Consider the following 23,208-nt stretch of genomic DNA (forward strand, 5'->3'; position numbering starts at 1 on the left):
TCCTCGATCAGCCGAGCGGGATCCAATAGCGGCGCAGGCGCGGATGCCCGGCATCCTTCGCGTCGATGACGTCCTGCAGCACGCCGCCCGCGCCCTCGATCGTCCGCGCCGAGCCGATGTTGTCGTCGTCGCAGGTGAGCATCACCCGCTCGAACCCCTCGGCTCTGGCCCGGTCGAGCACGAGGCCCAGCGCCGTCGAGGCGAGTCCTCGGCGGCGGCGCGAGGCGCGCACCGAGTAGCCGATATGCCCTCCGACGCGGCGCAGGAAGTCGTTGAGCTCGAGGCGGAACGCGATGAACCCCGCCACCTCGCCGTCGTCGAGGATCCAGAAGAAGTCGCACGGCACGCGGTCGTCGGGCAGGGTGGCCGCGCGGTCGGCGTACAGCGCCGCCCTGGCGACGAGGTCGGCGCACGTGGCGCGATCCGCCGCGGCATCGTCGTTCAGCCCCGCACCGTCGATGTGCCCTCCGCCGAACTCCGCGACGGCCGCCGCCCACGAGTCGAAAAGATCCATCGTGGGGCGTGCGAGCGTAGCGGTCATCCGCTCATCCAATCACGCGCCGGGCGATACTCCTGCGTCAGCGGAGGTGCTTCGGGCGGCGCAGGAACAGCACCGCCACGACGCCGAGCAGGATGAACGACGCCGGCAGCAGCATCGTCTGCGCCATCGCATCGGCGAAGGGTTTCGCGATCATCTCGGGCATGGCGCCTCCGCCGAATCCGCTCGGCGCCTCGTCCATACCGGGGAGGTTCGCTTCGAGACGGCTCTGCATGAACGCCGCGATCGCGGCCGACCCGAGCACGGATCCGATCGTGCGCATCGTGTTGTAGATGCCCGATCCGGCGCCGGCCTGGCGCGGCGGCAGGTCGCGCGTCGCCGTGGTGGCCAGCGGACCCCACATGCCCGCGTTGCCGAAGCCGAGGATGGCGGAAGGGATGAGCATCCAGCCGATCGCCGTGTCGGTGTTCATCATCATCGCGAACAGGAACAGCGACACGGCAACGCACAGCAGGCCTGGCACGAGCATGAGGCGCGGATCGATCCGGTCGAGCAGCTTGCCCGCGAAGGGCGAGATCACTCCGGCGGCGAGCGCCATCGGGATCATCAGCAGCGCCGACTCCGTGGGGGTGAGCCCGCGGGCCAGCTGCAGGAAGAACATCAGCGGCAGCCCCTGAGAGGTGACGGTGAACCCGACGATGACGATCGTGATGTTCGACCAGGTGAAGTTGCGCGTGCGGAACAGCTCCATCGGCACGAGCGGCTCGTTCCTCGTGCGCGTCTGGTACCAGAGGAACAGCCCCATCACCACGACGCCGGCGATGATGAGCCCCCAGACCGAGATGGGCCCCCAGATGACGCCCCAGTCGTAGGCCTCGCCCTCCTGCAGCCCGAACACGATGAGGAACAGGGCGATCGCGCTGAGGAAGACACCAGGCACGTCGAAGCGGTGCTTGTGCGTTTCGAGCTTGGGAACGAGGATCCACGCGAGGATGAATCCGATCACGCCGACGGGCAGGTTGATGAAGAAGATCCACTCCCAGCCGAGGCCGTCGACGAGGAATCCGCCGGCGAGCGGCCCCACGAGCATGGCGACTCCGGATGCGCCGCCCCACAGGCCCATCGCTGCGCCGCGGCGCTCGGGCGGGAATGTGCGGGTGATCATGGCCATCGTCTGCGGGGTGAGCAGCGCTGCGCCGATGCCCTGCGCGGCACGGGCCCAGATCAGGCCGTCGAGTGTGATCGACAGACCGCACCACAGCGAGGCGACGGTGAAGATAGCCAGCCCGATGAGGTAGATGTTCTTCGGCCCGAACCGGTCGCCCAGGCGGCCGGTGATGAGCAGCGGCACGGCGTAGGCGAGCAGGTAGGCGCTGGTGACCCACACGACCCGGTCGAGGTTGTTGGAGTCGGGATCGAGGGCGGCCTTGATCGCCGGGTTCGCCACGCTCACGATCGTCGTGTCGACGAGGATCATGAAGAACCCGATGACGAGCGCCCACAGCGCGGGCCACGGACTGCGCTCCGGAGCCGTGGGGGATGCGCCGCTCGAAGCGGTACGGAGGGAGTCGGTCATTGTGCGGCGGCCTTTCGCTGGGCGAGATAGCGGTCTGTGTCGAGATGACCGGCGGATCCCCATGGGATCTCGTCGGCCCCGAGGCGGGAGAGGAGGGCGTCGAGCCAGACGACCTCGGCGTCGAGGAGCGCCTGCTGCCGCTCGATCTCGATGAGGAACTGGGCAGGGACCCCCTTGTCCCGCGCGTTCGCGAACCCGTCGCGGTGGATCTGCGCCTCGTCGGCAAGGGCGACCCGGCGGATGCGGAGCAGGGCGACGGCGTCGTCGCGCTCCACGTTGTGCGCCTCGGCGAGCGCGACGCGGAACTGGGCGGGCCGATCGATGCGGCTGAGCTCTTCGCGGATCCACGAGTGCATGGCGTTGTGGCCGGCATCCGTGAGCGCGTAGGTGGTGCGCTCGGGTCGGTTGCCCTCGCGGTCGGTGCCGACCTTCTCGATCAGGCCCTGCTCGAGCATCCGGTTCACGCAGTGGTAGAGCGTGCCGTTGGTGACCTTGACGAGGCGCTCGTCGCGCCGCATGCGCAGCAGTCGCACCATCTCGTACGGGTGCATGTCGGCTTCGCGCAGCAGCGCGAGCACCATGACCCCGAGAGGGGTGAGCTTCGGCTCCGGCACGATGATCCGCTCCAATTAGTCGATGTGGACTATCCGCATTGGACTATATCCATTCCGACGTGCCTCTCGCAAGGTCGGGATAATGGGCGGGTGAGCACTCCCTCCTCCCCCCTCTCCCTGCCCGGCTGGCGCCACCTGTACTCCGGCAAGGTGCGTGACCTCTACGCCTCGGCCGACCCCGCCGACACCCGCATCCTCGTCGTCGCCTCCGACCGGGTGAGCTCGTTCGACCACGTGCTGGCGCCGGGTATCCCCGGCAAGGGCGCCCTGCTGACCACGCTCAGCCGCTGGTGGTTCGATCGCCTCGCCGAGGGGCCGGATGCCGTGGCCGACCACCGCGCCGACGGCGAGCTTCCCGCCGAGGTCGCCGACCGGGCGATGCTCGCCCAGTCGCTGGAGATGCTGCCGATCGAGTGCGTCGTGCGCGGCTATCTCACCGGTTCCGGCTGGGCGGAATACTCGACCGCGGGCACCGTGTGCGGCATCCCGCTGCCGGAGGGCCTGCACAACGGCGACAGGCTAGCCGAGCCGATCTTCACCCCCGCGTACAAGGCCCCGATGGGCGAGCACGACGAGAACATCACCTTCGCCCGCACCGCGGAGATCGTGGGCGCCGAGCGTGCCGCCCAGCTGCGCGACGTCTCGCTGGGGATCTACCGTCGCGCGGCGGCGATCGCCGAGGAGAAGGGCCTGATCCTCGCCGACACGAAGTTCGAGTTCGGCGTCGATGCCGAGGGTGTGCTGCGCCTGGCCGACGAAGCGCTCACGAGCGACTCCTCGCGCTACTGGGATCTCGAGGGGTGGCGCACGGGCACGACGCCGGAGGAGCGGATGGCCAGCTTCGACAAGCAGATCGTGCGCGACTGGCTCGCCGCGAACTGGGACCGGCAGGGCGAGCCTCCCCGGCTTCCCGACCACGTCGTGGAGCGCACCGCCGCCCGCTACGCGGAGCTCATCGAGCGCCTCACGGCCTGACCTCCGCCCTACTCGGCGATCCGCACATCCGTGTGGATGAAATCGGCGCCCTTGCACAGCAGCGGCTCGTCGTGGGCGATGGCGAGCGCGTAGCTGAAGCAGTCACCGTAGTTGAGCCTCGCGGGGCTGCCCGAGCCGCGGCCGTACTTCTCGTACGCATCGCTCCCGATGCTCGCCTGGACTTCGTCGACCGGAACGATGCGGGTGTCGGCCGCCCGGATCAACCCACGCACGGCAGCCAACCCGCCCTGCCGCAGCTGCATGCGAGCGACGACCTCCGCCTCAACGAGAGTGGCCGCCGACATCGCCACCTCGTGCTGCTTGAGGAGAAGCTGGAACCGCGGAGCTTCGGGCTCATGCTTTGCGATCGCGATCAGTGCGGAAGTGTCGACGATCAACGCGGAAGGCCCGTTTCGGGGTCGTACATCTCATCCATGATCTCTTCGATGCTGCGTCCCGTATCGGGAAGGGCCTGGAGCCGCGCCACCGCGCGATCGATGGCTGCCGCACGTTCATCGAGGCGCCGCTGCTCGGCGTGATCCATCTCCTCCAACCGCCGGCGCACCGCATCCTCCACCGCGCCGGTCTGACTCTTGCCCGTCAACTCGGCGAGGCGGCGCACCATCGCATGCACGCTCTCGTTCTTGATGTTCAGGCTCATGTCCGAGATTCTACCCTTCATGAGCCCGTTCTACCCTAGACCGCCGACATTCACGGCACTCGGCGCAACGATAAGGTTTCCCCAGCCTTCATCCCCTTGATCTGAGGAGCCCCCATGCCCCTGTGGAAGCTGCACGGCAACGGTCGCACCGTCGCGCCCGGCGCCGTCGTCCGTCCCGAAGAGCGCCTGAACTGGCCCGCCACGATCGCGATCGGCGTGCAGCACGTCATCGCCATGTTCGGCGCGACCTTCCTCGTGCCGATCCTCACCGGATTCCCCGTGCCGACGACGCTGCTGTTCAGCGGTGTCGGCACGATCCTGTTCCTGCTGATCACGCGCAACAAGCTGCCCAGCTATCTGGGCTCGTCCTTCGCGTTCATCGCGCCGGTCACCGCGGCCACGGCGAGCGCCGGGATGGGATCGGCGCTGGCCGGCATCGTCGCCGTCGGCGTGCTGCTGGCCATCATCGGCGTCGTCGTGCACACGGTCGGCGTGCAGTGGGTCGACCGGTTCCTGCCGCCCGTGCTCGCCGGCACGATCGTGGCGCTCATCGGGTTCAACCTCGCCGGCGCCGCGCACGGCAACTTCGCCGCCGCTCCCATCACGGCGACGTTCACGCTCGCGGCGACCATCCTGTTCGCCGTGCTGTTCCGCGGGTTCCTCGGGCGCATCTCGATCTTCCTCGGCGTCGCGGCCGGGTACATCTTCGCGGCCTTCCGCGGCGAGCTCGACTTCTCGGCCGTCGAGAGCGCGGCATGGGTCGGGCTGCCCACCTTCCACCTGCCCGACTTCGCCTCCAGCGGCACCTGGGCCGGCATCGCGATGTTCCTGCCGGTGGTGCTCGTGCTCATCGCCGAGAACGTCGGCCACGTGCGCGGCGTCGCGACGATGGTGGAGGATCCCGCGATCAACGAGAACACGGGCAAGGCGCTCATCGCCGACGGCGTCTCGACCGCGCTGGCCGGATTCTTCGGCGGCTCCGGCACGACCACGTACGGCGAGAACATCGGCGTCATGGCATCCACCCGCGTGTACTCGACCGCCGCCTACTGGGTGGCCGGGGCGGCCGCGATCCTGCTGAGCCTTTCGCCGAAGTTCGGCGAGGTCATCAACTCCGTGCCCGCGGGCGTGCTCGGAGGTGTGACCACGGCGCTGTACGGACTGATCGGCATCATCGGCGTGAAGATCTGGGTCGACAACCGCGTGGATTTCTCCCGCCCCGTCAACCAGTACACGGCCGCCGTCGCGCTCATCATCGCCGTGGGCGGGTTCATGATCAAGGACGAGAACTCCGGCTTCGAGCTGGGCGGCATCGTCATCGCCACGCTCGCCGCGATCGTGATCTACCACCTCGGCAACCTCATCGCGCGCCTGAGGCGCACGGGTGCCGACGACCCGCGTCCGCTCGCGGCCGTCGGGCCGATGGGCGGCGATCCCGTCGACTGAGCCCCTCAGCTCCTTGCCGAGTGCACGGCTTGTCGCCGACTGCACGGCCTATTCCACGAAACAACCCGCTCACGCGACGGGATGCCGTGCACTCGGCGCGGGTGCGATCCGGAAGCGGATGCGAGCCCCTGGGGGGAGCTGAGCGGCGAGGTCGAGGTCGCCGTCGGCGACGCATCCGATCACGGGATAGCCGCCCGTCACCGGATGATCGGCGAGGAACAGCACGGGCTGACCATCGGGCGGCACCTGCAGTGCGCCCGTGACCATGCCCTCGCTGGGCAGCTCCCCCTCGACGGCGCGCTCCAGGCGCGCCGGCCCGTGCAGCCCTGAGCCGTGCAGCCCTGAGCCGTGCAGCCGCAGCCCCACCCGGTCCGAACGCGGCGTGACCTCCCACTCCCGCTCGGCGAGTGCGCGGCACGCCTCGGGCGTGAACCAGTCGTCGCGCGGGCCGAGTACGACCTCCAGCTCGACGACCTCTCCGGATGCAGGGAGCATCCTAGGCAGGGGATCGGGCTGCACCGGATGCGGCGCCGCGGCCGGGTCGCCGACGGCGATCGCGTCGTCGGCACGCACCGGCGCGGGGCCGAGGTCGGCGAGGGTGTCGGAGGCGGCGCTGCCGAGCACGGTCGGGGCGAGGATGCCACCGCGCACGCCGATCACCCGCCGCAGCCCGCGCTCCGGCGCCTCCCACTCGATCGCATCGCCGTCGCCCAACGCGTACGGGATGCCCGCGACCATCTCCTGCTCGTCGCCGTCGGGGCGGATGCGCCACGCCTCGCCCTCGGCGCCGGTGAACGCGATGACCGATGCCGGCCCGCGGTAGCGCAGCATCCCTGCGCCGATCGCCTCGAGCACCGCGGCACCGGGCGCATTGCCCACAGCCCGGTTCGCATCGCGCAGCGCCGTGCGGTCGGCGGCGCCGGAGACCGAGACGCCGAGGGAGGCATAGCCGGGGCGCCCGCGATCCTGGATCAGCAATTGCAGGGGCGGGCGGATGACGGTGAAGGCTCCTACCGCTTCGGTCGCCTCACCGCCTCCCGGTCGCCCCGCGGGGCCGGTCCGGACGCTCGACGACCGGCGGACGGCGGAGCCCCGGGCGGGTGCGCGCTCGAAGCGGATGCGGGTGCCGGGGACGAGGAGGGCGGGCGGGTCGCGGTCGGGATCCCACATCACGGCATCCGTACGGCCGATGAGCTGCCAGCCGCCGGGGCTCTCGCGCGGATAGACGCCGGTGAACTCGCCCGCGAGGCCCACCGCCCCCGCCGGAACGCCCGTGCGCGGGGTGGCGCGACGGGGCACGGCGAACAGCGGATCGTTGCTCACGGCGTAGCCGAATCCGGGCGCGAAGCCCGAGAACGCGACCCGCCACTCCGCGGCGAGATGCCGACGCACGAGCTCCTCGGCCGAGACGCCGAGCAGGTCGGCGGCCTCGGCCAGATCGTCGCCGTCGTAGTGCACGGGGATGCGCACCTCCGGGCCCTCCGCGGCAGCATCGTCGCCGTCGACCGCATCCCCGAGCCGGCGCTCGAGCTCGGCGCGCGAGACGAGGGCCGGATCGAAACGCACGAGCACGGTGCGGGCGGCGGGGATCAGCTCGCGCACGCCCTCGATCCCGGCCGCGGCCCATCCCCGGTGCGCGCGGACCGCGGTGGCGAGGTCGGCGAACTCCGCGAGGATGCCGCGATCTGACGCCATGAGGAACCTCATCGCCCGCCGCCGACGAACGGGCGGATGGCGATACCCGCGGCAGCGAGCGCCGCACGCAGGGTCTGCGCCATCGCGACCGCACCGGGGCTGTCGCCGTGCACGCAGATCGAGCGCGCGTCCACGCGCACGTCGGTGCCGTCGACGGCACGGATGACGCCGTCACGCGCGAAGCGCACCATCCGCTCGGCGACGGCTTCCGGGTCGTCGAGCACGGCGCCAGGCGCGGTGCGCGGCACGAGGCGGCCGTCGGGCAGGTAGCCGCGGTCGGCGAAGGCCTCGGCGGCCGTCGCGAGCCCGGCCTCAGCGGCGATCGGCAGCACGACGCCGCCGGCGAGACCCAGCACCACGAGCGAGGGATCCACCGCGCGGATGCCGGCGATCACGGCTCGCGCCTGCCGCTCGTCGCGCGCGATCGTGTTGTAGAGCGCGCCGTGCGGCTTGACGTAGCGCACGGCGCCGCCGGCGGCCCGGGCCGCGTCGAGCATCCATGCCAGCTGCTCCTCGACATCGGCCTGCAGGGCGGCGGCGTCGGGGCTCATCGGCCTGCGCCCGAACCCCTCGAAGTCGCGGTAGGAGGGATGCGCGCCGATCGTCACGCCGCGCGCGACGGCGGCGCCGAGCGTTTCGCGAATGCCGCCGGGCGTGCCGGCATGGAAGCCGCACGAGACGTTCGCGCTGGAGACCAGCGCCAGCATCCCCTCGTCGTCGGCGACGATGCGATCGGGGCTGTTCTCGCCGAGGTCGGCGTTGAGGTCGATCCAGTCCATGCGGGCTCCTCGCCCCATCGTGTCAGATGCCGCATCCTCCCCGTCATCCCCTCCCGAGTGCGCGGCTTGCCGTCGACTGCACGGCTTGTTCCACGAAACAGTCCGCTCACTCGACGACAAGCCGTGCACTCGGCGCAGGGAGAGAGGAGCGTCACTCCAGCCCCGGCGGGAACCCCGAGATCCCCGAGGCACGCTCCAGCCGGGCGGCGAGCGCGATGATCGTCGCCTCGCCGCCGGGGCGCCCGATCAGCTGCACGCTCACCGGATGCCCGCCGGCCGTGCGCGACACCGGCACGACGATCGCGGGGAGCCCGGCGACGTTGACGAAGCTGCTGTACGGCGCATACTGCACCTGACGCGCGAAGCACCGCTCCGGATCCGACTCGTCGTAGCTGCCCACCGGCTGCGGCGGTTCGGCCAGCGCGGGGGTGAGCACGGCGTCGAAGGGCGCGAACTCCTCGATCGTGGCGCGCTCGAACTCGGCCGCGGCGCTGAGCCCGGAGAGCAGCTGCGGCGCCGTGAGCCGGCGCCCCTCCGCCACGAGGTACGCGGTCATGGGTCGCACCAGCGCCAGTTCGGCCGCCGACAGCGTCATGCGGGCGGCACTCGCCCGCCACAGCACGCCGAACAGGGATGCGTATCCGCGCGGCCGCCAGGCGAGGTCGTCGATCGCGCACCCGTCGTTCTGCAACACGGCGGCGGCGTGCTGCACGGCCGCGGCGGCATCCGGATCGAGCGCGATGTCGACGTCGTCGTCCCACGGGCTCACCGTCGTCACCGCGACGCGGGTCGCGCCGGGATCGGCCGTGGCCGCGTTGAGGAACGGACCCGATCCCGGCGCCCCCGTCGCGAACGGATAGGGGCGGCCGTCGACGAGCGCATCCAGAAGCAGGGCGGCATCGGCCACCGTGCGGGCGATAGGTCCGGTCACGGCGAGCCCGCCGACGCCGGTCATGCCCGAGCCCACGGCGACCCGACCGCGCGACGGCTTCAGCCCCACGACGCCGACGGTCGCGGCCGGGATGCGGATGGAGCCGCCGCCGTCCGAGGCGGGCGCGAGCGAGACGAGCCCGGCTGCCACCGCCACCGCGGCGCCGCCGCTGGAGCCGCCGGCGCCGTTGCGCGCATCCCACGGATCGCGAGCGGGCGGGGCGACATCCGACTCGGTGTAACCGACGAGCCCGAACTCGGGGGTGTTCGTCTTGCCCAGGCTGATACCGCCCGCCTCGTCGAGCACCAGGGCCTCAGGATCGGATGCCGTGGGCACGAACCCCCCGTGCAGTCCGTGCAGTCCGTGCAGCCGCGACCCGTAGCGGGTGGGCACGCCGGCGCGGGCGACGAGATCCTTGTCGCCGAAAGCCAGTCCCCACAGCGCGCCGCACGGCTCGGCGTCGCCGAGCGCCTCGGCGCGGACGAGCGCCGCATCCCCCGTCACCTCGACGAACGCACCGAGACCGCCCTCGTGTCCGTCGTCGAACCGCCGGATGCGTTCGAGGTAGTGCGCGACCAGCTCGCGGGGAGAGACGTCGCCGCGGCGCAGCGCATCCCGCTGCTCCAGGGCGGTGAGCTCGTGCAGCTCCGCCATGCTCAGCTCGACGCCCGCACGACGAGCTCGGTGGGCAGGATCGTCGTGCGCTCGGCCGGACGCCCGGCGAGATGATCCAACAGCACCTGCACCATCGTCTCGCCCATGTCGTGCAGAGGCTGGCGCACGGTCGACAGGGCGGGATCGGTCGCCACCGCCACGGGGGAGTCGTCGACGCCGATGAGCGCCACGTCCTCGGGCACGCGCAGCCCGGCACCCTGCAGCGCGGTCATCACTCCGCGGGCCATAAGGTCGCTGGCGGCGAAGATCGCATCCGGTGCGGGCTCTCCGGATGCGCGGAGGCCGGCCAGCAGTTCCCGGGTCGCCTCGCGCGCGACGTCTTCGGCGAAGCCGCCCTCCACGACCGCCACCGGCTCGAACCCGGCGTCGGCGAGCGCCGCGCGGAACCCGTCGACGCGGTCGATTCCGGCCGGCATCGTGAGGGGGCCTGCGACCATCGCGAGGCGCCGGCGCCCGCGCGCGAGCAGGTGCTCGGTGGCCGTGCGCCCCGCGGCGACGTTGTCGACGTCGACGACGAAGTCCGTGTCGCGGCGGCGCTCGGGGCGTCCGCCGAACACCACCGGCAGCGTCTCGGCGATCCGGTCGACGAAGGCGTCGCTCGTGTGGTGCGAGACGATGATCGCCGCATCCACACCGCCGTTGCGCATGAAGCTCGTCATCTTGTCGCGCGGGTCGTCGCTGGCGATGAGCAGGTTGAGGATGTAGTCCGAGCCGGTCAGCCGGGCGCTGATGCCCGAGACGATCTCGGCGAAGAACGGATCGCCGAAGAACCGACGGGTGTTCTCCGGCACGACGAGCGCGATCGCGTGCGTCTGCCTGCTCGCCAGCGACCGGGCGGCCCGGTGGGGCGTGTACCGCATCCGCTCGATCGCGTCGGTGACCGCCGCGAACGCCTCCGGACTCACCGCCGTGGAGCCGTTGACCACCCGCGACACCGTCGAGCGCGAGACGCCCGCGGCCACCGCGACCTCTTCGATGGTGGCGCGAGTCACGGCGATCCTCCCGGGGCGGACGGCGCGTCTACAACGAGCGCGCGGCGATGATCCGAGCGTACTCCCGACCGCTGTCCTTGACCGTGCGCTCCTGGGTGTCGTAGTCGACGCGCACGATCCCGAAGCGCTTATCGTAGCCCCACGACCATTCGAAGTTGTCCATGAGCGACCAGGCGAAGTACCCGCGCACATCGACACCCGTGTCGACGGCATCCAGCACCGCGGCCAGGTGCGCGCGCAGATAGTCGGTGCGATCCGCGTCGTGCACGCGCTTCTCGCCGTTCTCGACCGAGACCGCATCGTCGAAGGCGGCGCCGTTCTCGGTGATGAACAGCCGCACCCCCGCGGGTCGCGCGTACTCGTCCCACACCCGCTGCAGTAGCCGGGTGAGTCCCTCGGGCTGAATCTCCCAGTTCTGCGCCGTGCGGGGCAGCCCCCGCTCCACGGGGTGGATGCCCTCGAACGACGGGTACGGGCTGCGCCCCGGCCGCGTTGTGGCCGGGCCGCCGCCGACGGGCGGATGCTCCTGCCGCGTTCCCGAGACGAGGTCGCCGTGGTAGTAGTTGACCCCCTGCGTGTCGATGGGCTGCGCGATCGCCGTCAGATCGCCGTCGTGCACGGCGGCCTCGAACGCGTCGACGGCCGCCGGATCCACGGCCCGGATGTCCTCGACGATGTCGGCGGGATAGCTCGCGCGGTGGATCGGATCGAGGAACCAGCGGTTGAACTGCCCGTCCACGCGGCGCGCGGCATCGACGTCCCCGGCGTTCTGCGGATCGGCGGGGTCGGCCACGGTGTGGTTCAGCGTGATGCCCAGATCGAGCGACGCGTCGCGCCCGCGCAGCTCGCGCACCGCGCCGCCGTGGGCGAGCAGGAGGTGGTGCGAGGCGAGCAGCCCCTCGGCGACGCTCGTGTGCCCCGGCGCGTGCTCGCCGCCGGTGTGGCCGAGGAAGGATGCGCACCACGGCTCGTTGAGCGTGGTCCACACCTTCACGCGGTCGCCGAGCGCGTCGTGCAGGCTCGCCGCGTAATCGACGAAGCGCTCGGCCGTGTCGCGCGAGACCCATCCGCCCTTCTCCTGCAGGGCCTGCGGCAGGTCCCAGTGGTACAGCGTGAGCCAGGGCAGGATGTCGGCGGCGAGCAGCTCGTCGACGAGACGCGAGTAGAAGTCGATGCCGGCGGAGTTCACGGCACCGCCGTCGGGGCGCACGCGCGCCCAGGAGACGGAGAAGCGGTAGGTCTGCAGCCCCAGGCTCTTCATGAGCGCCACGTCGTCGGCGTACCGGCGGTAATGATCGCACGCGACGTCTCCGTCGTCGCCGCCGACGATCGCACCGGGGATGCGCGTGAACGCATCCCAGATCGACGCGGTGCGGCCGTCGTCGAAGGCCGCGCCCTCGATCTGGTACGCCGCGGTGGCGGCGCCGAAGAGAAAGCCGTCGGGGAACGCGCGAGTCATGGGGTCAGCGTATGGGAGCGCTCCCATACGCGTCAATGGAGGTGCGGCGCACGGCCCCTCCGCGAGTGCGCGGCTTGTCGCCGAATGCGCGGCTTATCGACGGGAACAAGCCGCGCACTCGGCGGGATCCCGCGCACTCGTCGAGCCCCGCGCGCGTACTCTGGTGCGGTGACCTCCGCCACAGCGCTCGCCCGCGCAGAATCCCTCATCCGCTCGATCCCGGATCACCCCGAGCCCGGCATCCTGTTCCGCGACATCACGCCGCTGCTCGCCGACGCCGAGGGATTGCGCGTCACGACCGAGGCGCTCGTCGAGCCGTTCGCCGGTTCCTTCGACGTTATCGCAGGGATCGAGGCGCGCGGCTTCATCCTCGCCGCCGCGGCCGCCATCGTCGCCGGCACCGGTCTCGTGCCGATCCGCAAGGCCGGCAAGCTCCCCCAACCCGCCGCGGCCGTCGACTACGCGCTCGAGTACGGCACGGCCACGATCGAGATGCACGATGATCTGCCCGCGGGATCGCGCATCCTCTTGATCGACGACGTGCTCGCCACGGGAGGCACGCTCGCCGCCGGGCGACGCATCGTCGAGCAACTCGGCTACACCGTCGCCGGAGTCTCGGTGCTGTTCGAGATCGCCGGGCTCGGCGGCCGCGACTTCGTCGGCGACGTGCACACCGTCTTCTCCTCGTGACCGCAGCGGGCACGGCCCGGGCGCGGCGATAGACTGACCGCATCCCCGCCCGCGACTTCCGGAGCCTCGAATGCCCACCATCGTCGTCGACGTCATGCCCAAGTCCGAACTCCTCGACCCGCAGGGCAAAGCCGTCTCCGGTGCCTTCGCGCGCACGGGCGTGACCGCCTTCAGCGATGTGCGCATCGGCAAGCGCTTCGAGCTGACCGTCGACGGCGAAGTGACGGATGCCGTGCTCGCCGAGGCGAAGCGCGTCGCCGCGGACGTGCTCTCCAACTCCGTCATCGAGGACGTCGTCGGCATCGAGGTCGTGGAGTGAGCATCCGCATCGGGGTCATCACCTTCCCGGGCTCCCTCGACGACCGCGATGCGCAGCGGGCCGTGCGCCTGGCCGGTGCCGAGCCCGTCGCCCTATGGCACGGCTCGCACGACCTCGACGGCGTCGACGCCCTCGTGCTGCCCGGCGGATTCAGCTACGGCGACTACCTGCGCTCGGGCGCCATCGCCGCACTCTCGCCGATCATGGCCGAGGTGAAGGATGCCGCCGCGAGCGGGATGCCCGTGCTCGGCATCTGCAACGGGTTCCAGATGCTCGTCGAGGCGCATCTGCTGCCGGGCGGGCTCATCCGCAACGACCATCAGCACTTCGTGCGCCGCGATCAGCGCCTGGTCGTCGAGAACGCCGGCACGGCTTGGACGAGCGCGTTCGAGAAGGGGCAGGAGATCGTCATCCCGCTGAAGAACGGCGAGGGCGGCTACATCGCATCCGAAGACACTCTCGACCGCCTCGAGGGCGAAGGCCTCGTCGCCTTCCGCTACGCCGGCGTCAACCCGAACGGATCGCTGCGCGACATCGCCGGCGTCACGAACGAGCGCGGCAACGTCGTGGGGCTTATGCCGCATCCCGAGCACGCGACCGAGCCCGGCTTCGGCCCCGACACGTCCGCGGCGATGCGCTCGGGCACCGATGGTCTCGGGTTCTTCACGAGCGCCATCGCCGCCGTCGCGCACGCCGCGGCGTAGCGGCATCGCGCGGAGGCCCTGCACCCCGGCGATAGAGTCGGGGACGTGAGCCTGTTCGTCACCGTCCCCACCACCCGTCTCCGCGATGGCATCGGCGCGTTGCCTGAGGGCGTCGAGCTGGAGATCTGGGATCTCGCCTCGCCCGCCCCGCGGGATCGCATCGACCTCGTTGTCCCGCCGTACATGGGTGCGACCGGGGTGCTCAGCGCGCTGAACGGGCTCGACATCGGTATCGTGCAGAGCCAGTCGATCGGATACGACGGCGTCGCGGATGCGCTGCCCGCGGGCATCCCGTTCGCCAATGCCGCGAGCGTGCACGAGACCTCCACGGCTGAGCTCGCCGTCGGTCTGATGATCGCCGCGCAGCGCGAACTGCCGCGGTTCGTACGCGCCCAGGACCGGGGCGAGTGGTCGCCGGTGTTCGCCGAGAGCCTCGCCGACCGCAGGGTGCTGCTGGTCGGCTTCGGCGGCGTGGGCGAGGCGATCGCCCTGCGCTTGGAGCCGTTCGAGGTCGAGATGACCGTCGTCGCGCGCACCGCTCGCACGCTCTGGCACGAGCGGCTCGGCCGCGTGCAGGTGCACGGGATCGACGAACTGGCCGCGCTTCTGCCGGAGGCCGAGATCGTCGTGCTGAGCCTTCCCGGCGGCGAGGAGACCCACCACCTCTTCGACGCAGACCTGCTGGCGGCCCTCCCCGACGGCGCGCTCGTGGTGAACGTGGGTCGCGGATCCATCGTCGACACGGATGCGCTGCGCACCGAGCTCGAATCGGGCCGCCTGCGCGCCGCACTCGACGTCTTCGAGGAGGAGCCGCTGCCCGCCGACGATCCCCTGTGGCAGGCGCCGAACCTCGTGGTCAGCCCGCACGTCGGCGGGGCGTCCACTGCGATGAACCCGCGGATCGCGAAGCTCGTCCGGACCCAGATCGACCTGATGCTCAAGGGCCAGCCGCCGATCAACGTCGTCCTCGGCGGCTGAGCGCCTGACAGTTGCGTGCGGCGGCGCGAAGCACATTAGCCTGGTCGCATGCCTGAGCTCGAACAGTTCGCCGCCCCCGGTTCGGAATGGTGGCGGAGCGCCGTCATCTACCAGATCTATCCCCGTTCGTTCGCGGATGCGTCGGGCGACGGCATCGGCGACCTCCCCGGTATCACCGCGCGTCTGGACTCGCTGAGCGAGCTCGGCGTCGACGCCATCTGGCTGAGCCCGTTCATGACGAGCCCCCAGCGAGACGCGGGCTACGACGTCGCCGACTACCGCGACGTCGACCCGCTCTTCGGCACCCTCGCCGACTTCGACGACATGCTCGCGCAGGCCCATGCCCGCGGCATCCGCGTGATCGTCGACCTCGTGCCGAACCACTCCTCCGACCAGCACGCCTGGTTCCAGGCGGCGCTGGCCGCGGGCCCTGGTAGCCCCGAACGCGCGCGCTACATCTTCCGCGACGGCCGCGGCGAGAACGGCGAGCTGCCGCCGAACAATTGGCAGAGCGTGTTCGGCGGCGGGATGTGGGAGTGCGTGACCGAGGCCGACGGCACACCGGGCCAGTGGTACCTGCACATCTTCGACGCCACCCAGCCCGACTTCGACTGGACGAACGAGGAGGTGCGCGAGGAGTTCCGCTCCATCCTGCGCTTCTGGCTCGACCGCGGCGTCGACGGCTTCCGCGTCGACGTCGCGCACGGCATGGTCAAGAAGGAGGGCCTGCCCGACTACACCCCTCCGGCCGACGCCGACTCGATGGGCGGGGGAGAGGACGACGTTCCGTACTGGGGCCAAGACGGCGTGCACGATATATACCGCGACTGGCATAAGGTGCTCGCCGCGTACGACGGCGACCGTGCGCTGTGCGGCGAGGCGTGGATGCCGACGCTGCACCAGACGGCGATGTGGGTGCGCCCCGACGAGATGCACCAGACCTTCAACTTCCCGTACCTCCTGACGCCGTGGGATGCCGAGGCGCTGCGCGCGGTGATCCGCGAGTCGCTCGACGAGTTCGGCGCCGTGGGCGCCCCGAGCACCTGGGTGCTGTCGAACCACGACGTCGTGCGGCACGCCTCCCGCCTCGCGCTCACCGCCGACAACCCGCAGGGCGAGGGCATCGGCCCGAATTCGCCCGGCAAGCCGGACCCGGTCGTGGGGCTGGCACGGGGTCGTGCGGCCACGACGGTCATGCTCGCGCTGCCGGGCTCGGCGTACCTCTACCAGGGTGAGGAGCTGGGTCTGCCGGAGGCGATGGAGATCCCCGACGAGTTCCGGCAGGATCCCACCTGGTTCCGAACGAACGGCGAGCGCTACGGGCGCGACGGATGCCGGGTGCCGCTGCCGTGGACGGCCGAGGGCCCGGCGTACGGGTTCAACGACACCGGCGCATCCTGGTTGCCGCAGCCGGCGGAGTGGGCCGAGTACGCTCGCGACGTCGAGGAGACGGCCGACGATTCGACGCTCGCGCTCTACAAGCTGCTGCTGCGCCTGCGCCGCGAGCACGGACTGGGCACCGGCGCCCTGGTCTGGGAAGACCTGGGCGCCGACGCCGTCGCCTTCCGCCGTGGCGACCTGCACGTGGCCGCGAACCTCGGGTCGGCGCCGCTCGCGCTGCCGGAAGGCGCGCACTTCGTCGTGCAGAGCGCGCGCTTCGAGGGCGCCGCGCTTCCCGTGAACGCAGCGGCCTGGTACACGCTCCCCTGATCCACCCCGGCTGGCCGCGCGGATAGGCTCGTCGTCATGACCATCGACCTCGAGGCGCTGTACGTCGACCTGCACCGGCATCCCGAGCTGTCGTTCCAGGAGACGCGCACGGCGGGGATCGCGGCGCAGCACCTGCGCGAGCTCGGAATCGAGATCACCGAGGGCGTGGGGCGCACGGGCGTCGTCGGCGTGCTCGCGAACGGCCCCGGTCCCGTCGTGTGGGTGCGCGCCGACATGGATGCGCTGCCCGTGCGCGAGGATTCGGGCCTGGCCTACGCGAGCACCGTCGTCGGCACGGATGCCGAGGGCAACAGCGTGCCCGTCATGCACGCCTGCGGGCACGACATGCACGTCACGGCCATGATCGGCGCCGTCGAACGCCTCGTCGGGACGACCGACGAGTGGTCGGGCACCGTCGTTGTGATCATCCAGCCCGCCGAGGAGTTCGGCGCCGGGGCGAGAGCCATGCTCGACGACGGGATGCTGGCGCGCTTCCCGAAGCCCGACATCGTGCTCGGGCAGCACGTCACGCCCCTGCCCGCAGGCCAGGTCGGGCTGCGGCCGGGACCGCAGATGTCGGCCTCCGACGGCCTCACCGTCACGTTGCACGGCCGGGGCGGACACGGCTCGCGCCCGCACTCGACGGTCGATCCGGTGGTCATGGCGGCAGCCACCATCATGCGGCTGCAGACCGTGGTCTCGCGGGAGATGGATCCGCATGACCTCACCGTCGTGAGCGTCGGGGCCGTGCACGCCGGCACGAAGAACAACATCATCCCGCCGCACGCGACCCTCGAGCTCAGCCTGCGTTACCCCGACGACGCGCTGCGCGAGAAGGTGCTCGCCGCCGTGGAGCGAGTGATCCGGGCCGAGGCGATGGCCTCGGGCGCGACACAGGAGCCCACGATCGAAACTCTGCACACCCTGCCCGCCACGATCAACGACACCGCCGCCGCCGCGAGGGTCACCGCCGCGTTCCGCGACGCCTTCGGGATCGACAACGTCGTGGATCCCGGCCTGTACGCCGGCAGTGAAGACGTCTCGTGGTTCGCTCGCGACGCCGAGGTGCCGCTCGTGTTCTGGTTCTGGGGCGGCATCGATCCCGAGCTCTACGCCCACGCCGTGGCGAACGACTCCGTCGCCGAAGACGTGCCCAGCACGCACGCGCCCGCCTTCGCCCCCGTCATCCACCCCACGATCGAGGTGGGCGTGACCGCCATGGCCACCGCAGCGCGCACCTTCCTCGGCTGAAGCGGCGGCGCACCCGGCAGTCAGACCCGGATCGGGCGCTGCGAGCGCGCGGGGCCGGAAGGCACGCCGGGCCCAGCAGACTCGCCGGCTCGTGTGCCATGAGCCTCGTGATGCAGGCGCTCCATGCGCGCATCCAGCTCGCTCGCGGCATCCGCCGCCGCCGTGAGACTGTCGACGAGGTGGTCGGGCACGTGGCCGTCGAACTTGTAGTGGATCTTGTGCTCGAGGCTCGCCCAAAAGTCCATCGCGATGGTGCGGAACTGCACCTCCACGGGTACCCGGATCGCGCCGGTCGAGAGGAACACCGGCACCTCCAGGATGGCGTGCAGACTGCGGTAGCCGTTGGCCTTGGGCTCGGCGATGTAGTCCTTCACGGTGCGCACGCTCACGTCGTCCTGCGCGGTGAGCAGGTCGAACAGCAGGTACACGTCGGCGACGAAGCTGCACGTGACGCGCACGCCTGCGATGTCGGTAATGTGCTCGCGAATCGAGTCGAAGTCGGGATCGATCCCGCGCCGCGCGACCTTCTCGACGATGCTGTCGGGCGATTTGACCCTGCTCTTGACGTGCTCGATCGGGTTGTACGCGTGGTGGTGGGTGAACTCATCGCGCAGGATCGAGATCTTCGTCTCGACCTCGCGCATCCCGAACTCGTACTCGTGCAGAAACCGCTGGAACTCGTCGCGCAGCTCACGCGCCTCGCGCACCGTGCCGGTCAGCGCCAGATCATCGCCCGTGCTCATATCCACGACGTTACGCATCCGTGATTCGAATCACCTGAGCACCGGACAGGGTCTCGGTGGATGCCGGCGCGACAGCACCGCCCCTGGTCGCCACGACGGCGGCCTCGGTGCGTGAGGCCACGCCGAGCTTGCGCAGGATCGCCGAGACGTGCACGCTCACCGTCTTCGCGCTGATGAACAGCCGCTCGCCGATCTGCCGGTTGCTCAATCCCTCGACCAGCAGGTCGAGCACCTGCCGTTCGCGAACGGTGAGGTCGACGGCGGCCTCGGCGATCGCATCCGCGGTACCGGCAGCGCGCAGCCCTGTCGCCGCGGCGAACTCGGCCACCTGATCCTGCAGCGGCGCATGCTCGAGAGCGGCGGCGATCTCGCCCGCCTCGGCGAGCACGGCCGCGGCGCTCGCGCGATCGCCCGCGGCCACGAGCGTGCGCGCGAGGTCGAGACGCACGGTGACGCGGTGGATCACCGGGATGTCGGGCCCGTCGGCGAAGGGCAGCGCCGCTCGCAGGGCCTGCTCGGAGGGCGCGCAAAGTGCGAGCAGCACGGCCGACCAGGCGTCGCCGCGCAGACCGGTAGGCAGCGCCTCCCAGGCGGCGGCCACCTCTCTCGCCAGGCCCGACGCGCGCTCCGCGTCACCACGGGCGCGCATCCGCACGAGCAGCCATCCCGCGCTCAGCAGAACGAAACGTCGGAGCGCGTTCACGGTGGGAGCCTCGTCGAGCAGGTGTCGCACGAGCGCGACCGCTCCATCGAGATCTCCGCCGGCGGTCGTGAGCATCAGCTCGATGCCGAGATAGCCGAACGCCACCTGCTGCTCGAGCTCTGCGGCCAGCTCGAAGACCGGGCGCCACTCGTCCAGCAGCGAGCGCGCCTCGTCGAGTCGCCCGCGCCAGATCAGCGCCCGCACCCGCGACCCGGTCGTGTAGACCCGGAAGACGCGCAGGGTGCGCATCCCGAGATCGGTGTCGAGAAGCCGCTCCGCCCAGGCGATCTCGCCGAGCTCGAGCAGGGGCTCGACGATGTTCTGCGTGAGGATGGAGCCCGACGTGCGGCGCACCCCGATGCTCTCCGCCTGCGCGATCCCCTCCTCGGCGATGACAATCGCGTCGCGGAACCGCCCGGTCACATACAGCGCGTCGGAGTAGTTGACCCGATAGCGCAGCCGGGAATCATGCCGTTGTGCCCGACGGCGCGACTCCGCGAATCCGGCGATCATCTCGTCGACCTCGCCCAGATGCATCCGTCCCGCCGATCGCAGATTGATCGCCACCGATGCGATCTCGTCATCTCCGAGACGGTCGGCGATGCTCCGGGCCTCCTCCAGCAGGCCGATTGCCTCCTCGAACCGGCCCGCCAGCTGGTAGCGACCTGCAAGATAGGTGAGCAGGCTCGCCCGCAGACGGTCGTCGTCGAGCCGCGCGGCCATCACCTCCAGTGCTTCAAGGAATGCCTCGATCGCCCCGGGACGCGCGAGGTTCTGCAGATTGAGGCCCTTGTCGCGGAGAAGTCTGACGTGCACGGCCGGATCGGCCTCGTGCGGGTCGAGCTCGGACAGCGCGAGATCGACCACGGCGAGCGCGCGTTCGCCGTGGCCCGCGTTGCGCAGGATCTGGCCGAGTCGCATCTGCAGCATCACGCGCGGCGTGCCGGTGACCTCTTCCGCGTCGGGAACCTGATCCCACAGCTCCAGCGCCAGCTCGCCGAAGCGGGCCGCCGTCGAGTACGCGAAGCTGACCTTGGCCTGCACCATCGCCGCGACCGCCGCCGGCAGGGCGCGAGGGGCATCGCGAGCCAGGTGCCAGTGGAACGCCAGCGCGGACTGAAGCGGCGCCCCCGTCTCGTCGGCGATGCGCTCCAGAGCATCCGCATAGTCCCAGTGCAGCCGCGCCCGCTCGCCCGGCAACAGGTCGTCGTGCACGGCCTCGCGCAGCAGCGCGTGCCGGAACGCGTAGGCGTCGTCGCGCACGACCAGCACCGCGGCGTTGGTGGCCTCGCGGATGGCCGCGTCGCGACGCTGCTCGTCAAGATCGACGAGCCGGGCGAGCAGCTCGTGCGACACGGGCGCCTCCGAGCCGGATACCGCGCGCACCACGCGCTGCGCGTCGTCTCCGAGCTGGTCGAAACGGGCGAGCAGCAGATCGCGCAGCGTCTCGGGGAGCGGTCCCTGCACGTTGCAGACGAGCTCCTCGACGAAGAACGGCACGCCCTCGGAGCGCTCCAGCATGCGCGTCAGCGCGGATTCGTCGACGTCGCCCGCGAGTGATGCCACCAGGGTGCGCAGCGATTGCCGGTCGAGGCGCCCGAGCGGGATGCGTTCGATCAGGCGTGCTCGCTCGGCCTCGCCGAGGAAGGCGCGCACCGGACCCCCGCGCCGCGTCTCGTCGGTGCGGCACGTGAGCACGAAAAGCACCCGTCGGTCGGCGAGGGCGCGCAGCAGGAACGACACCAGCGACAGCGTGGCCGCATCGGCCCAGTGCAGGTCTTCGACGAGCACCGCGACGGGCCGGATCAGCGCCGCCGCTTCGAGGAGGTTCGCGATCGCCTCACCCAGGCTCTCCGGCGCGACCGAGGCGCGGTCGATCGGTCCTTCGCCGAACTCGGGCAGCACCAGACGCAGCGCGTCGCGCCCTGGCCCTGCCGCCTCGGCGCCGCCGAGCTCGGCGACCAGACCGCGCACGATCGCCGCCATCGGGCCGTAGGGCGCGGGGGTCGATCCGTAGTCCAGGCACCACCCGGTGAGCACCGTCGCCTGCGGTTCGGCGATGCGCGCGAACTCGCGCAGCATCCGTGATTTTCCGATGCCCGCTTCGCCCGACAGCAGCACGGAGGCGGGCTCGCCCCGATGCGCGCGATCCAGCGCCTCGCGCAGCAACTCGAGCTCGGTGTCGCGACCGACCATCTCGGCAGACGGCGCGAAGAGGGACATGCCTTCATCGTGCCATCCGCCGCCGACATCGAGGCCGCCCTGCGACCTCATGCCGACGACCGTCGACGCAGTTCACCCACGCGTGGCCATCGGGATGCTCCCGGCGTCGGCCATGCTGCGCGGATCGGTCCGGGTCTCGGCGGGCACGAGGCGACGAAGGCGCCGGCGCTCCGCGCGCGCGGCGCGCCCCGCGCCCCCGCCCCGGTGGACGAGGCGTCGCAGCCGCGCGCCGATGCGGTCGCGCGGCACGATCTGCTCGGCGCGCTCGGCGATCACGCGACGGCGCTCGACGGCACGCACGATCTGCTCGGTCTCGAGCGTGCTGAGCCGGTGATGGAGATAGGGGTGCTCGAACATGGTGACTCCTCTTTCGGTACCTTCACGGTCCTCGCTAAGGCGGGGGCCCGGCATCGGGCGGATGCCTTAACTTCGGGCGCGCGCGCCTCAGATGGCGATACCCGAAGCACCACCCGCCGGCAGACGGGGGGATACCGTGGTCGCATGCGCATGACCGCCGCCGTCCGCGCCGCCAAGCGCGCGCCCCTGCTCCAGGTGGGCAAGTCGGCCGTCGCCACGATCGCCGCCTGGCTGCTGGCGGGCTGGATCGTGCCGGGCCAGTTGCCCGTGTTCGCGGCGATCGCGGCGCTGCTGGTCGTGCAGCCCAGCGTCAACCAGTCGCTCTCGAAGGCGATCGAGCGCAGCTTCGGCGTGATCGTCGGCGTCGTCATCGCGGTGCTACTCAGCCTCGTGCTCGGCACCACGAGCTGGATCATTCTCCTCGCGATCGTCGTGGCCATGCTCGTCGCCTGGGCGTTCCGCGCGACCCCTGGCACGGGCAACCAGGTGGCGATCTCGGCGATGCTGGTGCTCGCGCTCGGCGCATCCAGCCCCGACTACGCGCTCGCCCGGATCGGCGAGACGCTCATCGGCGCGCTCGTGGGGATCGTCGTCAACGTGCTCATCGTGCCGCCCGTGCTCGTGGCCCCCGTGCGCCGCGACCTCGATCTGCTCGGACGCGAACTCGCCGCGAGCCTCGACCGGCTCGCCGAGGCGCTCACCCAGCGCACCTCCGCGGCACGGCTGCAGGAGCTCATGCTCGAGGCGCGCCTGCTGCGCCCGATGAAAGAGGCGGCGGAGTCATCGGTGACCACCGCCGAGGAGTCGCTCACCCTGAACCCGCGGCGCTCCCGCCACCGCGACGAGCTCGCGGCGATGCACTCATTGCTGGAACGGCTGGGCCCTGTCGTCACCCAGGTGATCGGGATGACGCGCGCGTATGTCGACCACTACGACGATTCGCTCGTCGACGAGCCCGCCGTCGCGGCGATCGCCGAGCAGCTGCGCCGCGCCGGGCACGACGTGCGCCTGGCCGTGCAGATCGCCGAGGTGTCACCCGAGCCGGAGCCGCTCACCTCAGCCGTTCCGGCCCTCACGACGCCCCTCTCCCTGCGCCCGCCGTCGTCGGGGCACTGGGTACTCATCGGATCGCTCACGGAGGATCTGCGCCGGATCCACTCCGAATTGATAGATTAAATATTCTCAATACAACCTCATTGTGGCTTCTTTGTTTCGTACTTTTGTACTA

At 70.9% G+C, this 23,208-nt stretch carries 22 protein-coding genes; 9 read left to right on the plus strand and 13 right to left on the minus strand.

The genetic code is table 11. The features are described from left to right. Positions 1 to 7 precede the first annotated feature (7 nt). The 3 genes from BKA02_RS04405 to BKA02_RS04415 are packed head-to-tail and all read right to left on the minus strand — an operon-like array spanning position 8 to position 2,689. Positions 8 to 541, minus strand: a complete 534-nt coding sequence (locus tag BKA02_RS04405) for a GNAT family N-acetyltransferase (protein ID WP_179431649.1) — start codon at positions 539 to 541, stop codon at positions 8 to 10. Positions 542 to 578: 37 nt separating this feature from the next. Further along, a complete protein-coding gene (locus BKA02_RS04410) occupies positions 579 to 2,075 on the minus strand; it encodes a DHA2 family efflux MFS transporter permease subunit (protein ID WP_179431652.1) in 1,497 nt (498 codons plus the stop codon). After that, complete coding sequence (locus BKA02_RS04415) at positions 2,072 to 2,689, minus strand: PadR family transcriptional regulator (protein ID WP_343045345.1); 618 nt, start codon at positions 2,687 to 2,689, stop codon at positions 2,072 to 2,074. The genes BKA02_RS04410 and BKA02_RS04415 overlap by 4 nt, the downstream gene beginning before the upstream one ends. A 90-nt stretch (positions 2,690 to 2,779) precedes the next feature. Here BKA02_RS04415 and BKA02_RS04420 point away from each other — a divergent pair, with 90 nt between their 5' ends. Then, positions 2,780 to 3,664, plus strand: a complete 885-nt coding sequence (locus BKA02_RS04420) for a phosphoribosylaminoimidazolesuccinocarboxamide synthase (RefSeq protein WP_179431654.1) — start codon at positions 2,780 to 2,782, stop codon at positions 3,662 to 3,664. A gap of 8 nt (positions 3,665 to 3,672) precedes the next feature. On the opposite strand, the gene BKA02_RS04425 is transcribed toward BKA02_RS04420, so the two are convergent. Together BKA02_RS04425 and BKA02_RS04430 are read right to left on the minus strand one after the other, a co-directional pair. Beyond that, on the minus strand, positions 3,673 to 4,062 hold the full coding sequence (locus tag BKA02_RS04425) for a type II toxin-antitoxin system VapC family toxin (protein ID WP_179431656.1): 390 nt from the start codon (positions 4,060 to 4,062) through the stop codon (positions 3,673 to 3,675). Continuing rightward, a complete protein-coding gene (locus BKA02_RS04430) occupies positions 4,059 to 4,325 on the minus strand; it encodes a type II toxin-antitoxin system VapB family antitoxin (RefSeq protein ID WP_179431658.1) in 267 nt (88 codons plus the stop codon). Before BKA02_RS04430 ends, BKA02_RS04425 begins: the two co-directional genes overlap by 4 nt. Before the next feature lie 114 nt (positions 4,326 to 4,439). On the opposite strand from BKA02_RS04430, the gene BKA02_RS04435 reads away from it, so the two are divergent. Further along, complete coding sequence (locus BKA02_RS04435) at positions 4,440 to 5,771, plus strand: uracil-xanthine permease family protein (RefSeq protein ID WP_179431660.1); 1,332 nt, start codon at positions 4,440 to 4,442, stop codon at positions 5,769 to 5,771. A gap of 69 nt (positions 5,772 to 5,840) precedes the next feature. Here the strand turns inward: BKA02_RS04435 and BKA02_RS04440 are convergent, their stop codons facing one another. From BKA02_RS04440 to BKA02_RS14305, 5 genes are all read right to left on the minus strand, one after another. Continuing rightward, a complete protein-coding gene (locus BKA02_RS04440; RefSeq protein ID WP_246285971.1) occupies positions 5,841 to 7,466 on the minus strand; it encodes a 5-oxoprolinase subunit B/C family protein in 1,626 nt (541 codons plus the stop codon). An 8-nt stretch (positions 7,467 to 7,474) separates the two neighbouring features. Beyond that, positions 7,475 to 8,245: a LamB/YcsF family protein gene (locus BKA02_RS04445; RefSeq protein ID WP_179431664.1), complete on the minus strand. Its 771-nt coding sequence runs from the start codon at positions 8,243 to 8,245 to the stop codon at positions 7,475 to 7,477. 151 nt (positions 8,246 to 8,396) lie between these two features. After that, entirely contained in the window at positions 8,397 to 9,830 is a 1,434-nt protein-coding gene (locus tag BKA02_RS04450; RefSeq protein ID WP_179431666.1) for an amidase, read from the minus strand. A gap of 2 nt (positions 9,831 to 9,832) precedes the next feature. Then, the gene (locus BKA02_RS04455; protein ID WP_484502627.1) at positions 9,833 to 10,975 is read right to left on the minus strand and encodes a LacI family DNA-binding transcriptional regulator; all 1,143 of its coding nucleotides are present in this window, start codon (positions 10,973 to 10,975) and stop codon (positions 9,833 to 9,835) included. Then, entirely contained in the window at positions 10,872 to 12,302 is a 1,431-nt protein-coding gene (locus BKA02_RS14305; RefSeq protein ID WP_246285972.1) for a glycoside hydrolase family 1 protein, read from the minus strand. Before BKA02_RS14305 ends, BKA02_RS04455 begins: the two co-directional genes overlap by 104 nt. A gap of 168 nt (positions 12,303 to 12,470) precedes the next feature. On the opposite strand from BKA02_RS14305, the gene BKA02_RS04460 reads away from it, so the two are divergent. From BKA02_RS04460 to BKA02_RS04485, 6 genes are all read left to right on the plus strand, one after another. Further along, positions 12,471 to 12,992: an adenine phosphoribosyltransferase gene (locus BKA02_RS04460; RefSeq protein ID WP_343045347.1), complete on the plus strand. Its 522-nt coding sequence runs from the start codon at positions 12,471 to 12,473 to the stop codon at positions 12,990 to 12,992. 70 nt (positions 12,993 to 13,062) lie between these two features. Further along, positions 13,063 to 13,311 carry a phosphoribosylformylglycinamidine synthase subunit PurS gene (locus BKA02_RS04465; protein ID WP_179431672.1) on the plus strand — a complete coding sequence of 83 codons (249 nt, stop codon included), beginning with the start codon at positions 13,063 to 13,065 and terminating at the stop codon, positions 13,309 to 13,311. A gap of 2 nt (positions 13,312 to 13,313) precedes the next feature. Continuing rightward, the gene (purQ, locus tag BKA02_RS04470) at positions 13,314 to 14,015 is read left to right on the plus strand and encodes a phosphoribosylformylglycinamidine synthase subunit PurQ (RefSeq protein WP_179435210.1); all 702 of its coding nucleotides are present in this window, start codon (positions 13,314 to 13,316) and stop codon (positions 14,013 to 14,015) included. A gap of 45 nt (positions 14,016 to 14,060) precedes the next feature. Next, entirely contained in the window at positions 14,061 to 14,993 is a 933-nt protein-coding gene (locus BKA02_RS04475; protein WP_179431674.1) for an NAD(P)-dependent oxidoreductase, read from the plus strand. A 48-nt stretch (positions 14,994 to 15,041) separates the two neighbouring features. Beyond that, a complete protein-coding gene (locus BKA02_RS04480; protein WP_179431676.1) occupies positions 15,042 to 16,703 on the plus strand; it encodes a glycoside hydrolase family 13 protein in 1,662 nt (553 codons plus the stop codon). Positions 16,704 to 16,739: 36 nt separating this feature from the next. Next, positions 16,740 to 17,954, plus strand: a complete 1,215-nt coding sequence (locus BKA02_RS04485; protein ID WP_179431678.1) for an amidohydrolase — start codon at positions 16,740 to 16,742, stop codon at positions 17,952 to 17,954. Between the two features lie 20 nt (positions 17,955 to 17,974). Here BKA02_RS04485 and BKA02_RS04490 read toward each other — a convergent pair whose 3' ends face one another. The 3 genes from BKA02_RS04490 to BKA02_RS04500 all read right to left on the minus strand — a co-directional run bounded on the left by BKA02_RS04490 (position 17,975) and on the right by BKA02_RS04500 (position 21,980). Next, complete coding sequence (locus BKA02_RS04490; RefSeq protein ID WP_179431680.1) at positions 17,975 to 18,697, minus strand: GTP pyrophosphokinase; 723 nt, start codon at positions 18,695 to 18,697, stop codon at positions 17,975 to 17,977. 10 nt (positions 18,698 to 18,707) lie between these two features. Continuing rightward, the gene (locus BKA02_RS04495; protein ID WP_179431682.1) at positions 18,708 to 21,623 is read right to left on the minus strand and encodes a helix-turn-helix transcriptional regulator; all 2,916 of its coding nucleotides are present in this window, start codon (positions 21,621 to 21,623) and stop codon (positions 18,708 to 18,710) included. 72 nt (positions 21,624 to 21,695) lie between these two features. Then, positions 21,696 to 21,980 (minus strand): hypothetical protein, encoded by a 285-nt coding sequence (locus BKA02_RS04500; RefSeq protein WP_179431684.1) that lies wholly within the window; start codon positions 21,978 to 21,980, stop codon positions 21,696 to 21,698. 144 nt (positions 21,981 to 22,124) lie between these two features. Between BKA02_RS04500 and BKA02_RS04505 the strand changes: the two genes are divergently transcribed. Then, on the plus strand, positions 22,125 to 23,156 hold the full coding sequence (locus tag BKA02_RS04505) for an FUSC family protein (RefSeq protein ID WP_179431686.1): 1,032 nt from the start codon (positions 22,125 to 22,127) through the stop codon (positions 23,154 to 23,156). Positions 23,157 to 23,208: the final 52 nt, after the last annotated feature.

This window comes from Microbacterium pseudoresistens (assembly GCF_013409745.1).
GTDB lineage: Bacteria > Actinomycetota > Actinomycetes > Actinomycetales > Microbacteriaceae > Microbacterium > Microbacterium pseudoresistens.

Coding starts and splice junctions, on each gene's coding strand:
- BKA02_RS04405 (WP_179431649.1), bottom strand. CDS start 541: ATGACCGCTACGCTCGCACGCCCCACGATGGATCTTTTCGACTCGTGG.
- BKA02_RS04410 (WP_179431652.1), bottom strand. CDS start 2,075: ATGACCGACTCCCTCCGTACCGCTTCGAGCGGCGCATCCCCCACGGCT.
- BKA02_RS04430 (WP_179431658.1), bottom strand. CDS start 4,325: ATGAGCCTGAACATCAAGAACGAGAGCGTGCATGCGATGGTGCGCCGC.
- BKA02_RS04435 (WP_179431660.1), top strand. CDS start 4,440: ATGCCCCTGTGGAAGCTGCACGGCAACGGTCGCACCGTCGCGCCCGGC.
- BKA02_RS04440 (WP_246285971.1), bottom strand. CDS start 7,466: ATGGCGTCAGATCGCGGCATCCTCGCGGAGTTCGCCGACCTCGCCACC.
- BKA02_RS04445 (WP_179431664.1), bottom strand. CDS start 8,245: ATGGACTGGATCGACCTCAACGCCGACCTCGGCGAGAACAGCCCCGAT.
- BKA02_RS04450 (WP_179431666.1), bottom strand. CDS start 9,830: ATGGCGGAGCTGCACGAGCTCACCGCCCTGGAGCAGCGGGATGCGCTG.
- BKA02_RS14305 (WP_246285972.1), bottom strand. CDS start 12,302: ATGACTCGCGCGTTCCCCGACGGCTTTCTCTTCGGCGCCGCCACCGCG.
- BKA02_RS04465 (WP_179431672.1), top strand. CDS start 13,063: ATGCCCACCATCGTCGTCGACGTCATGCCCAAGTCCGAACTCCTCGAC.
- BKA02_RS04480 (WP_179431676.1), top strand. CDS start 15,042: ATGCCTGAGCTCGAACAGTTCGCCGCCCCCGGTTCGGAATGGTGGCGG.
- BKA02_RS04485 (WP_179431678.1), top strand. CDS start 16,740: ATGACCATCGACCTCGAGGCGCTGTACGTCGACCTGCACCGGCATCCC.
- BKA02_RS04490 (WP_179431680.1), bottom strand. CDS start 18,697: ATGAGCACGGGCGATGATCTGGCGCTGACCGGCACGGTGCGCGAGGCG.
- BKA02_RS04495 (WP_179431682.1), bottom strand. CDS start 21,623: ATGTCCCTCTTCGCGCCGTCTGCCGAGATGGTCGGTCGCGACACCGAG.
- BKA02_RS04500 (WP_179431684.1), bottom strand. CDS start 21,980: ATGTTCGAGCACCCCTATCTCCATCACCGGCTCAGCACGCTCGAGACC.
- BKA02_RS04505 (WP_179431686.1), top strand. CDS start 22,125: ATGCGCATGACCGCCGCCGTCCGCGCCGCCAAGCGCGCGCCCCTGCTC.